This window comes from Desulfopila aestuarii DSM 18488, from assembly GCF_900143695.1.
Classification (GTDB): domain Bacteria; phylum Desulfobacterota; class Desulfobulbia; order Desulfobulbales; family Desulfocapsaceae; genus Desulfopila; species Desulfopila aestuarii.
Window position 1 is genome coordinate 1 of record NZ_FRFE01000028.1, and the last position, 12,593, is coordinate 12,593.

Below are 12,593 nucleotides of genomic sequence, written 5' to 3' on the forward strand. Positions count from 1 at the left end.
ATTTGTGGCCACAGTGCAAAGCCTCACGCTCTGGTCATTTTGCAAGAGGCTCTAAGGAGACGGACATTTACGAACAGCCTTAAGCGGCTGTTCGTAACCAATGGCAAAAGAGTTAGATCAGTTGGTTGTGCGGTATGTCGTTTCTGTTAGGCGTTTGCCTTCTTGTCCTCAAGCCTGGAATCAAATTTTTCTTTGTCGATAACAAAACGCTCATGCCGCCCTTGGGAGATGAGGTCTATGCCATCGTGAGCTTCGACGGAGAAGGTGAGTTTCTTTCTGTCAACTGCTACCAACTCCACAGAAACCGTAACCTTTAAGCCAGGAGGCGTTGCTGCCAAGTGACTTGCTTCGATGAAGGTTCCGACCGATTGTTCTTTGGGCCAGTCAAGATGTGGTTTGATTGCTTTGATGCAGGCCCACTCAAAGAGCCCAACCAAAAAGCCGGTAGCGAAGACTTCCGGCATTACCAAAAATTCTTCTGCCTCAGGATAGAGTGCGGGAACGGTTTTGGATTTGGGAACGATGAACGTATGTTCGTATCGGATACCAGCTTTCAACGTTTCTTTCATTTCTCTCTTCTCCTGTAGAGTAAAAAGGGATCTAAAAACTGTACATCCAACAATGGTTATCTAGGAAGGATATGATGACAACACATCTCTTTTCCACTTCTAACGTATTACACTCCTTGGCCCCTCACTCCTTACTCCGCAGATAGGCAAGGACAAAGCGAATATCCCCATAACTGACCATCTCACCTGCGGCGTTGCGAATCTCCCGCATGGTCTGGTTTTCCTGTTTCCCGGCTATTGATTCAATAAGTTCCCGATCGGTGTCTGTCACCAATGCCTGGATCTCCAATTCGCCTTTTTCAATATAATAGGCGAGATGATTTTCAATGGTGGCGGTGGTGAGATCGCGTTCACGGGCAATCTGGGCAATGGTCTTGCCCTGGCGAAAAAGGGTGATGGTCGTCTCTTTGGTATCGCCGACCTGTTCTTTGGCTGCTTTCTCCTTTTTAGCGTCCATGGCCAGCTGCAGCATGGGCATATCCGGAAGGGTCACGGTGGTGATGCCATGAGCTTTGCGGTAATCACCCACCAGGCCAATAAGCTCTTCGCCGTAATCGGCGGCCATCTTTTTGCCTATACCGTGAATTCCTTTCAGGGCGGTGAGGTTATCCGGCAGGTGGACCGCGATCTGCACCAGGGTTTTCTGGTGCATGATCTGAAAGAGTTGAACTCCTTTTGTCGCTGCCTTTTCTTTTCGCCAGGTTTTCAACGCATCAAAGAGTTCGGGATGACCGACATCGGCTTCGGTATAGGTTATCGAAGGAGCTTTGGGACGGGGGGCGGTGGTGGCGATTTCTGCCGTCGACAGGGCCCTGAGGTAGTCGGCCGGGGAAAAGCCATGAGCGCATGACGAGACGGCAGCCAGCTTGACCACAGCCTCTTCCCGTAATTGGCTGATACTGTTGTTCAGCTGCTTACGGATCTCCTTGTTGTCGGTCTCGGCCAGAATGTTCTCTACGGTCGGCATGAGGATTTCGGCAAATTTACCTTGGAAATAGGAGGCCGCTTTTTTTAACCGGTCTGTTATCGTGGGGTCCTCAGACGGTTGCAGCTCGCTCGAAAATAGTGAGTGCAGCTGTCGCTGAAAATTCTCGCCTACAGCACAAATATCTTTGTTTGTTTGCTGCTGGATCTCCTTCAGGTCACCGGCTCCTACCAGCTGGATGACGCTTTCGTAGCGATTGATGAGCGAAACCAGGCGGCCCAAACGTGTACCAAGCATCCTGAAATTAAAGCAGTCCATAAGGAGTCGCTGCTGGTAGCGTGTGGTTGCTGTGGCAAGCTGCTCTGCTGTTGGTTTTCGCTGCTCGGCCTCCTTGATAAAACGGTTGACGGTGTGATCGGTTTTAATTGCCGAGGGGGTAAGCGGTGCGCTCAGCACCATCCCCTCCAGGGTTCGGCAACGACTGAGCGCCACATAGACCTGGCCGTGGGCAAAGGCGGCCTGGGCATCGATAATGGCCCGGTCAAAGGTGAGCCCCTGGCTCTTGTGGATGGTAATGGCCCAGGCAAGTTTTAGGGGATACTGCGCAAAGGTGCCGATGGTATTTTGAGAGATCTCGGCGTTTTCCGGGTCGATGGTATATTCGATGTTCTCCCATTTGGCGCGTTCCACCACAATGGTTTCGAGATCGTCCGGGCAGCTGACCTCAATATTTTTTTCCGACATCTTGACAACACGACCGATTTTACCGTTGAAATAGCGTTTTTCGGGCGCAGTGTCGTTTTTTACGAACATGACCTGCGCTCCGACCTTCAAATGCAAAGCTGCCGCGGTCGGGTAGATATGCTCGGGAAACTCACCATCCAGTTCGGCGTTAAAGTGACGGCTGGTGCCGGCCAGTTCTTTCAGTTTTGTCGCATTGATTGCATCGGCACTGTTATTGTGGGTTGAGAGGGTGATGTAGCCTTCCTCGTCCGCAGGCGAAAAGTCGGGGATATATCTCTTGTTCAATTGTTCGAGAGATGCTGCGTCCAATTTATTGTCGCGTACCCGGTTGAGCAGCTCGATAAAGGTGGTGTCGCTCTGTCGGTAGATGTGTTTCAGCTCGATGGGGACCAGTTCGGCCTGGCTGAGAGCCCGACAGCTAAAAAAATAGGGGGAGTCGTAGTGGGGGCGCAGCAGTTGCCACTCGGCCTCTTTTACTACCGGTGACAACTGGTGCAGATCGCCGATCATCAGGAGTTGCACACCACCGAAAGGGATATCGAAACGGCGATAGCGCCTGAGTACCATATCGACCAGGTCGAGCAGGTCGGCACGGACCATGCTGATCTCGTCGATCACCAGCAGATCAAGGCTTTTGATAATATTTCGCTTTTCTTTACTCAGCCGATGGTTTTCCCGGGCCAGCGGATCGGAACCGGGGGGAAATGGGCCAAAGGGCAGCTGGAAAAACGAATGCAGCGTGACACCACCGGCATTGATGGCTGCTACGCCGGTGGGTGCCGTGACTACCATGCGCTTGGCCGTCTTCTTGCGGATGTTATGCAAAAAAGTGGTCTTGCCGGTACCGGCTTTGCCGGTGAGAAATATATGGCAGCCGGTGTGGTGAAGAAACTCTTCCGCCAGCTGGAGTTCAGGATTGTCGTATGTCATTGGTCCATGAGGAGACGGCGATTGGGAGTGGCTGTTTACGCCTCGAGAGATTTTGCGGTTAAAAAAAGAGCATAATTTTTAACACGTATTCTCTCAATGTGCCAGCCTTCTGCCGCTGTCTCCTCTCGGTCGTCAATGTTGACATGTTCGTAAAAACCCCAAATTTGAGGATGGCTAAGTAAAAAGCTTCATATGCGAGGCGCGCTAATTTTCAATCGTTTCGGCGTACTCAACGTACGTCGTAACGATTGAAAATTTGCAGCAACGAAGCAGGTGGAGAGTTTTTACGACGCCATCAAGGTTTAAAATCGACAGACACGATGTTGTAGCGTCGCATCAGTCGCTGGAGCCCCTGACGCTCAATGCCGCAATCGGCAGCAGCATTGGTGACGTTGCCTTTATGGCGTTGCAGCAGTGCAGAGAGGTATTCTACGGAAAACCGGGTGACCACTTCTGCTTTGGCATCGTTATAAGGGAGGTGGTAGACTTCGGAGAAGTTGACGAGCGGGGCACTGTTTGCGGACTCCGTTTCACCTCCCTCAATATCAGAGAGATGCACCAGGGCGTTGGCCGAAAGCAGAACGATTCTTTTGATCGTATTACGCAATTCCCGGACGTTTCCCGGCCATTTTTTGTTGCTCAGATAATGGATGACCTCGGGACTGAGGTTGAGGTGTTCCCTTTTGTACCGCTCCTTGAAAAGAGAGAGGTAGTGGTGGATGAGCAGCGGAATATCCTCTTTCATCTCCTGCAGGTTGGGCATGGTGATGGTCACCACGTTCAGCCGGTAAAACAGGTCTTCCCGGAATTCTCCGGCTTTGATCTTTGCTTCCAGATCCTGGTTGGTGGAGGCGACTACCCGGGCATCAATCTTGAACGTGCGGTTTTGTCCTAAAGGCTGGATCTCTTTTTCCTGCAGTACCCGCAGCAGTTTTGTCTGTAGGGCGACGGGAATGTCGGCAATCTCGTCCAGGACAATAGTGGAACCATCCGCTTCAAGAAAAAGCCCTTTTTTCTCCTGGGTAGCGCCGGTAAAGGCACCTCTGGTGTAACCGAAGAGTTCGCTTTCCAGAATGTGTTCTGGAAGTGCGGGGCAGTTGACCGTAACCATCCGCTGCTTTTTCCTGTTGCTCAGGTTGTGAAGCGCCCGGGCCGCCAGCTCTTTGCCGGTACCGCTTTCGCCTCGGATTAGGATGGTGGCGTCGGTGTCGGCCACCCGGCTGATCAGGTCGAGGACTTTTCTGAGGGCGGGGGACTGGCCGATGAAGCCTTCCGGGGCTGAAAGCGTGTCAATCTGCTGTTGCAGCTGTTCATTGGCACGAAGCAGAGTGGTGCGTTCCAGGCAGTTTTTCACTACCCGGACGATGTGATCCTGATCAAACGGTTTTTGGAGAAAGTCGTAGGCGCCATCTTTCAGTGCCCGGACGGCAAGGTCAATGGTACCGTAACCTGTCATGATGACGGTGGAGATGGTTGGATCGTAGTCGCGGATTTTCGACAATAGCTCCAGCCCATCCAGATCGGGCATCTTGATGTCGGTCACCACCGCGTCGGGGCGACACTCTTTGAGCTGCTGGAGGGCAATAAGGCCGGAACGGGCGGTACAGACATCGCAGTGGAGTTTTTTGGTGAAGACCATGCGCAGCATGTTGAGCATGTCCGGCTCGTCATCAACGATCAGGAGTCGCTTCCGGGTGGTATGGTGTTCTTTCTCTGTTTCGGTCATGATCCAGTGTTGGGTTTTCTGGTGGCCAGTATTTGAAAATATCGCTGAATGAACCTGCCGGAGAGGACTTCGTCGATCTGTACCGGCGGCGGGACTGCGTCGGTTCCGATACTGAAAACCGCAGCAAACACTTCCTGGGAAAGATGCGCAAGGTCTTTTTCGATGCGGTCCGCAAAGCCATCAGGGAAGGCGCTTTCCAAAAGCCGGCAGCTGGCAGGACGATATGGATGAAGCGGACTCTCGGCGCCCATGAACAAGATGCAGCTGCTGTCGTCGCTGTTGTCTGACTCCAGTAACTCCTTTCTTTTCTTTGCCGAAAGGGCGACACCGGCCTTGGTGTGCAGATAGAGGGCCTCGATCAGTGAGATCTCGACATTGTCACGCTGGCAACATTTGGCCTCGTCATGGTGTTCGATAGAAGTGTCTGCATTGGCGTCAATGTGACCCAGCAGCAGTTCATAACGGCGAAAGAATGGCGTAAGCTCGTCATGTTTTCTGTTCTGGGGTTCGGGCTCATGGATGGTGAGTTGCCCTTCTTTTTTGCCGAACTTGCGAAGTAACCACCATTGGGAGAAATTGGTGGGGTTTGCCCGCGTTTCCATTTTCTTCAGGAGCTTTGCCGCTTTTCTCATGCTGAAACCGCGCCTGAGGAGATAGGCGGTGACGAAGGTACCGGTTCTGCCAATACCGTGACGGCAGTGGACCAGGACCTTTTTACCGAGATACACCGCCTCGTCGAGCCAGGCAAGTGCTTCTTCCATCTCCGCCATCTGCGGCGCGTTTTCATCTTCTATCGGGAGGAAAAAGACCTCAAATCCTGCTGTTTCCTCGATCTCATGCAGGTCGCAGAATTCACCGCAGAGGTTGACGATGGCATCAATGCCCTGCTTGCGGAGGGAGTCGAGCTCATCGTAGGACATCGGGGCATGGCCTACGGCGAGGTGGCTGGTGATCCAGGTGAGGGGATAGGTTAGCATCGGTGTCCGGTGTCTCTATGTATAATGGTCTTTCAACTATACAGCACAAAAGTGGATTGAGGCAACGTGCAGATGAGGCGGAGACTGGAAAACGCTCAAATATCTTGCAGTTGTTGCTCAGTCTTGCAAAGACTTGTCTGGATGTTACTTGAGCTCGACGATGGTGGTATTGCCGACATAGGGTGTGCTCTTATAGCCTGTAACTTTTGTCATTTTATGGGTAAGTTCCGAAATTTCCTTCAGGTTCCTGATGATCATGTCCAGATCGTCGAGAGCCTCGCCTGATTTCAGATCGTCGCGCAGTAGCTGGGCGGTTCCGAGTGCCGCGAAAAGCGGGGAGTTCAGCTGATGTGCGGCGGAGCCGGCCATCTCTATTACGCCTTCGAGCTTTACCCTTTCCAGTCGTTCCTGTTCGAGAAGTTTCTGGTCGGTGATGTTGCGCACAGCCTCAATCACAAATTCAACCTCGCCGTGATCGTCAAGCACCGGGGTCAGATGGCGCTCAAGCCAGTTCATGCCGGTGTCGGAATCGAGCTGATCGAGGATGGCCACCGAGGCCTTGCCGCTGAGTACCGTTGCCAACGCCGATTGAGAGGCCGCGGTGCTTGACCAGGGCGATGCTGTCTCATACCGTTTGCCCAGCACCTCTTTTTCGCTCATGTTATGCGTTTCCAGAAACATCCGGTTGGCCATGACCACCCGCCGGTCAGGGCTCAGCACCAGGATCTGCATCCAGAGTGAATCCATGATGGTTTGCAGAAATCGCTCCTGCTCCTCGATCTGGTTAAAGAGCAGATTGATTTTCCGGTATGTTCTGGCTTTTTCGATGGCGTTGCCGCCTTCTTCGGCGACTGTCATGGCAAAATGTATTTCAGCCGGGGTGAACACATGGTGCTCACGGGTAAGAAGCCGCAGAACACCGATGATCTCCAGCTGATTTCTGATCGGGATGGCCAGAATAGACTTGATTCCCTCTTTGGCGATGGCCTCGTGATAGTCGACACGGGGGTCCTTGGTGGCATCGAAGATGGCGACCGGTTCGCCGCGTAGGACCTTGAAGATGGAATCTTCCCTGCTGATCGAACCTCTTTGCAGGTATTCCTCGGACAGGCCTGAGGCGGCGACGAGTTCCAGCCTGTTGGTGGCCGGTTGCAGCAGGCGGATGGTGCACGCCTTTACACCTAAAATTGTTGGTAATCGTTCAACAATGCTGGTTAAGATACGATCAAGATCCAGGGTTGAGTTGACGAGCTTTGAGATGAGCCGGAGTGCTTCGAGAAACTTCACCTGACTCACCATCTCCTCAAACATTCTAGTTCTGGAAAGGGCTATTCCCACCTGTTCGGCAAGCGACATCGCAAAGTTGATCTCTCTTTCGGTAAAACGGCGTCTGGAGCGGGTCAGAAGGCGCAGAATGCCGATAACCTTATCAAGGAAAAGGATGGGCAGGGAAAGTGCACTTTTTACCCCTTCTTGCTGCACCTGTCGGCAGCTTTTATGATGACAATGACGATCAAGATGGCTCCTGGCGGTGGGATGCCCCCGCTGCAGTTCAGCCATCACCTCTTCTGAATCAATGATTGGGCGGGAAAGATATTCATCTGAAACGCCATGGGCGGCGCCAAGCGTGTAGGTGTTGGTGCTCTCGTCAAGGAGCCTGATAGTGGCGGCGTCCACTTTCAGCAGTGGTGGCAGCCGCTGCACCACGAGATCCATTACCTCCTGCGGGTCTCGTGCCATACTGATGAGCCGGGTCACTTCCTGAAATACTGTTAACAATAGTCGGTCATTCAGGTGCTCTGTGGATTCCATTTTCTCATTTCCTAACATCTGGGATAGCGTATTGCCCGTTAAATGTCGTATGCTATAGATTTGAAGAGATTGATCAGCTGCGACGGCATAGAGACGGTGTTTGGGGCATGCCCATGGGATCGTCGGCTGGTGTTAATCCAGGTTTTGCAAATTCCACTCCAATAGTGGCCAATTTCAATACAACAATGGCCAGGAGGCATATGAGGTCATGTTTTGCTGGCTGCTGCTATTCGGATAGCCTGTCTCTCGGCGGGAGGTTTGGTCACTCTCGATAGCGGAGGTGCAGCAAAAACGTTGCAGCGCTATCGAGTGATATGCTGATTCCGTTCAGGTGTTATCTCGTGCCGATCAGTTGCTATCCGAATTATGTGTCAGTATATCAAAAAGATGAAATTTTTCTCAGGCTTGATTGTCAGCAATTTTTGTGATTGGAATAAAGAATGCAATAGATCCGGAGAGTGCTCGCCGGGATGTATTCAGTCGGGTCGAAAGGAATAACGCCGATGTTCATGTACCATCGACAGCAACCCTTTGCATATGAGGATAACCTATGGATTTCGATAGCCTGAAAGGTATCATTGATTTTGCCATCTCCCAGGAACAAGAGGCAGCCGATTTTTATCGCAGCGTCGGCGAGAGAGAAGTGCAGGATGGGAAGAAACACCTCTTTCTGCAGTTCGCCGCTGAGGAGGATAAGCATCGCAGACTACTCGAGAACCTCAAAAGCGGCAGTGGTGGCAGCGATGCTGCGCTGGTGGATACGTATACGTTTACCTGGATCACAGACATCAAGCGCAGCAACTATGTTGCGGACTTGGTCTACACCCCAGGCATGCCCTATCGGGACATTCTCATGCTTGCCGCCAAACGGGAGGAGAAAGCCCTGGAGCTTTATAACCTCCTGCTCGCAAAAGCGGAAGATGATGCGGCTCGCAAGCTTTTTAAAATGCTCTGCCAGGAAGAGGCCAAACATAAGTTGGCTCTGGAAACCACCCTCGATGACTACATGGCTGAGTTGGGTGACTGAGTTCTGCAGCAAATATGTTGCATCGTCAGATGTATACTATTACGCAATCTTTTCAGTTATTTGGGTTATTTTTGCAGGCGCCGGAGTTGAAACATCAATGTTGCGCCGGAGATGAGAGAGCTCCATTACTAGTATGGTTTGATCCGGGCGATGGCCCAGGAAGTTTTTTAAATTGTCTTGAATGCTGTAATTATAGATATTTTTTTCAGACATGCTGGCCGGCTGGTAATCGCTCCGGAGGGATGCTTTGGTACGAAACTTGCTAGATAGATTTGCTGAAACTCAAGAGAACCCATTCAGGTGATACTGAATGTTTGCCTTACCCAGTAAAAGAGGCGATGGTCAATGCTTCTCAAAGGCATATGGATCAGAACGAAGAGATCGCTACTTCGCTACTATTTTTTTAAAAACTAAAGGAGAGTTTTCATGAGCCGGTACCATCTCGCCCAGGATACCCGCAAATGCATTGGCTGTCATGCCTGTGAAGTCCAATGTAAAGCCAATAAGAAACTGCCGCAGGGCCCGCGATTATGCCAGATTGTCGAGGTCGGGCCGAAAATGATCAGTGGTCTGCCGCGGACCTCCTTCGTCTTTATGCTCTGTTTTCATTGTGAAAATCCCTGGTGTGTCGCCGCTTGTCCCACCGGAGCTATGCAGCAGCGAGCCAGTGACGGGATTGTCTTTGTTGAGCATGATCTCTGTGTCGGATGCAAAACCTGCATTGCCGCATGCCCCTGGGGTGCACCGCAGTGGCAGCCGGAACTCGGTAAAGTGGTCAAGTGCGATTATTGCAAGGATCGGATCGATCAGGGATTGAAACCCGCCTGTGTAACCACCTGCACCACCCAGTGTCTCGAATTCGGGGAAGGGCAGGCGATGACCGAGAAGAAACGGAAGCGCCATGCTGAAGCGGTAACGACCTTCGAGAATGGATCATTCTGAAGTCTTTTACTGAGGGGGAGCGTTTGTTGTCAATGGCAGCCTGCCCTCCTTGTTTCCTGTTCGCTTTGAGAGTCTGACATGAGCCTTAACCAATGCCCGGTGCACGAGACGTTGTTGGAGCTGAAGAAAATTCCTGCTGATCGTCGAGTCGTCCATCCCCGCGGTCGTCGTCTGATCGAGGAGATCTCCACCCTTGTCCAGGATATTGTCGCAGCCAGGGCGGGAGCGGAACACCTCCCGTGCATTGATGCCCGGGTCGCGGAACTCTGCTCCTTCACCGACGACCCCTCGGGAGTTGAGGTCGGCCAATGGTTGCAGGAGCGCCTGCTTGAACACAGTGAGGTCTTTCGCAGCCATGCCCTCCACCACAATTGTGCTGTCGGAGTCTGTGACCATCTGACACCGGCCCCCTGCCAGATGGCGTGCCCGGCTGGGATTGACGTGCCGACCTATCTTTCGCTTATCGCCCTCGGGCGTGACGAAGAGGCTATCGAGGTCATTCGGCGGGACAATCCGCTGCCCTGGGTGTGTGGACTGGTCTGTACCCGGCCCTGTGAGATGATGTGTGTCCGGGCCCGGATTGACAGCCCCGTGTCTATCAAGTTTCTGAAGGCCTTCGCCGCCGAAAGGGCAATGTCCTGGGGCCGCTACCTCAACCCCGGCCAGAGCCCGGCCACCGGGCGCAAGGTCTGCGTCATTGGTGCCGGTCCGGGAGGTCTGAGTGCTGCATACTATCTCGCTCTGCAGGGACATACGGTGAGGGTGATCGAAGCGTTGCCCCGGGCCGGCGGCATGATTCTGGTGGGCATTCCGCGTTACCGGCTGCCATCGGATATTATTGATCGTGAAGTTGCCAAGATCGAAGAACTGGGTGTCGAGTTTCAGTATAACACCCGTTTCGGCAAGGACGTCGATCTGCTGTCGCTCCGCGAAGAGGGCTTTGAAGCCTTCTTTTTTGCGGTGGGGGCTCATGCCTCGTTTAACCTTGGCATTGAAGGAGAAACGGATTTTCCCCAGGTACATGGGGCGGTCGACTTCCTCCGTCGGGTGGCGCTTGGCGAGCGACGTTGTCCCGGCAGGAACGTTGTGGTCATTGGCGGCGGCAACGTGGCAATCGACGCGGCCCGGACCTGTCTGCGGCTCGGCAGCGAGCAGGTGACTATCGCCTACCGCCGGACCCGCAATGAGATGCCGGCCGATCATGAAGAAGTTGAGCAGGCGGAAGAGGAGGGTGTGCATTTTGAGATGCTCACCATCCCCATGGCCGTGACCGGTGAGAGTGGCAGGGTGAATGGTTTGCGCTGCCTCAAGGCCAGGTTGGTGACCGTCCCCGGTTCCAACCGCCAGTCACCCAAGCCGATCGAGGGGAGCGACTACGACCTCCCCACCGATGCGATCATCAGCGCCATCGGCCAGCGCATCGAGCAGGAGTGGTTTGCCGGCATGCCGGATCTGGCCTGGACGCATCGCGACACCATTCGCGCAAATACCATTACCATGGAAACCAGTCTGGCCGGAGTATTCGCCGCAGGTGATGCCGTTACCGGACCGGCGACGGTGATCGAGGCCATAGGTGGTGGCAAAAGGGCGGCCAACGCCATTAATCGCTTTCTCACCAGCATCCCCCAACCCAAACTGCCGCCCGTGCCGGTACGCCATCAGCGCATTCCCTATATTGATGTCCCGGCCCATACCAAGATGGCCCTGAAGCGACCGGAGATGCCGCTTCTCAATATCGATCGGCGTCGCACGACCTTCCAGCAGGTCGAACTCGGTTACTCGGAAAACCAGACCAGGGAAGAGGCGCGGCGATGCCTGCGCTGTGATATCTGCAGGCGCTGCGGGAAGTGTGTCACGGTCTGTAAGGAGAAGATGGGGGTAGATGCCCTGGCGCTTGGCTACCTCTCCTTCGAGCATCCGCACGAGAGCGATTTCCGCCGTACAGAACAGCGTTGCATCAGCTGCGGTGCCTGTGCCGCCAACTGCCCGACTGGGGCAATGCGCATCGAGGATCGTGGTGCAGAGCGGATTCTCTCGCTCTGCGGCACCATTCTTAGCAGGCAGCCCCTGGTCTATTGTTCTGACTGCGGTTCGGTTATTGGTACTGAGCGATATCTGAAATTCATCCAGGGCCGATTGGGCGCACTTGCCGTCAAAACCGGCACGGAAGGCCAGCAATGCGATGTCTGTGCCCGGAAAAAAGGCCATCAGGGCGGATCCACGATTATGGTCACCAACTGATATAAACAAGGTAAAGGAGAACTGTGATGGTATTCCATAGAGGTCAGATGGTGCGGGTGCTGCAGCGCAGCACCGACGAAAGCTGGGAGGACTATATGGATGGGCTGATCGGCAGCCGGGGGATTGTCACCGATCCGGATACCCAGATCAACGATCCGGATGCCCTGATTGAGGTCAGCCTCGAAGACAAGGGGACCTATCGCCTTCCACAGGATTGTCTTGAGAAACTGGAGTAAACCATAGATGCGACTGGCCGACGTTCTCGATATCTGCCGGGCCAAACTGGTAGAGGTTACCGCTGCGACCAGTCTTGGCAAGGCGGTTCAAGCGATCTCCATGGCTGATGCCACAGGGGCGCTGGTTGTCGGGGACGATGGGCTGCAAGGGGTGGTGAGCCGGGGCGATATCATTCGGCTGCTAGCCACGGCACCCTCATCGCAACAGGCCTGGGAAGGCCCTGTGTCCGTGGCGATTACCCAAAGACCTGAACCGATAGACCCGGAACTGCCGGTTGGGGTAGTCATAACAACCATGAACGAGGCGGGTTGGGAATACATGCCGGTGGTGACGACCCAGGGCCTTGTCATGGTCTCTTTAAGCAACCTGTTACTTGCAGAAAATTCTTTTCTTTACGGCGAAGTGCAACATCTGCAAACGTATATTGACGCGCTGCATGATGCGCCAAATGACTAAGGACAAT

At 53.5% G+C, this 12,593-nt stretch carries 10 protein-coding genes; 5 read left to right on the plus strand and 5 right to left on the minus strand.

What is annotated here, in order from left to right; all coding sequences use genetic code 11:
* Positions 1 to 146 precede the first annotated feature (146 nt).
* The 5 genes from BUF15_RS20490 to BUF15_RS20510 form a co-directional block, all read right to left on the minus strand.
* Complete coding sequence (locus BUF15_RS20490; protein WP_073615588.1) at positions 147 to 569, minus strand: thioesterase family protein; 423 nt, start codon at positions 567 to 569, stop codon at positions 147 to 149.
* A 124-nt stretch (positions 570 to 693) separates the two neighbouring features.
* Positions 694 to 3,168, minus strand: coding sequence for a helix-turn-helix domain-containing protein (locus BUF15_RS20495; protein WP_073615589.1), 2,475 nt, complete (start codon positions 3,166 to 3,168; stop codon positions 694 to 696).
* Positions 3,169 to 3,463: 295 nt separating this feature from the next.
* Positions 3,464 to 4,894 carry a sigma-54-dependent transcriptional regulator gene (locus tag BUF15_RS20500; protein ID WP_073615590.1) on the minus strand — a complete coding sequence of 477 codons (1,431 nt, stop codon included), beginning with the start codon at positions 4,892 to 4,894 and terminating at the stop codon, positions 3,464 to 3,466.
* A complete protein-coding gene (locus BUF15_RS20505; RefSeq protein ID WP_073615591.1) occupies positions 4,891 to 5,871 on the minus strand; it encodes a protein-tyrosine phosphatase family protein in 981 nt (326 codons plus the stop codon). Before BUF15_RS20505 ends, BUF15_RS20500 begins: the two co-directional genes overlap by 4 nt.
* Before the next feature lie 144 nt (positions 5,872 to 6,015).
* Complete coding sequence (locus BUF15_RS20510) at positions 6,016 to 7,683, minus strand: GAF domain-containing protein (RefSeq protein ID WP_073615592.1); 1,668 nt, start codon at positions 7,681 to 7,683, stop codon at positions 6,016 to 6,018.
* Between the two features lie 550 nt (positions 7,684 to 8,233).
* Here BUF15_RS20510 and BUF15_RS20515 point away from each other — a divergent pair.
* The 5 genes from BUF15_RS20515 (at position 8,234) to BUF15_RS20535 (ending at position 12,586) form a co-directional block, all read left to right on the plus strand.
* Entirely contained in the window at positions 8,234 to 8,710 is a 477-nt protein-coding gene (locus BUF15_RS20515; protein ID WP_073615593.1) for a ferritin-like domain-containing protein, read from the plus strand.
* 426 nt (positions 8,711 to 9,136) lie between these two features.
* A complete protein-coding gene (locus BUF15_RS20520; protein WP_073615594.1) occupies positions 9,137 to 9,652 on the plus strand; it encodes a 4Fe-4S dicluster domain-containing protein in 516 nt (171 codons plus the stop codon).
* A gap of 78 nt (positions 9,653 to 9,730) precedes the next feature.
* On the plus strand, positions 9,731 to 11,893 hold the full coding sequence (locus BUF15_RS20525) for an FAD-dependent oxidoreductase (RefSeq protein WP_073615595.1): 2,163 nt from the start codon (positions 9,731 to 9,733) through the stop codon (positions 11,891 to 11,893).
* Between the two features lie 26 nt (positions 11,894 to 11,919).
* On the plus strand, positions 11,920 to 12,129 hold the full coding sequence (locus tag BUF15_RS20530; protein ID WP_073615596.1) for a hypothetical protein: 210 nt from the start codon (positions 11,920 to 11,922) through the stop codon (positions 12,127 to 12,129).
* A 7-nt stretch (positions 12,130 to 12,136) separates the two neighbouring features.
* Positions 12,137 to 12,586 (plus strand): CBS domain-containing protein, encoded by a 450-nt coding sequence (locus BUF15_RS20535; protein WP_073615597.1) that lies wholly within the window; start codon positions 12,137 to 12,139, stop codon positions 12,584 to 12,586.
* Positions 12,587 to 12,593: the final 7 nt, after the last annotated feature.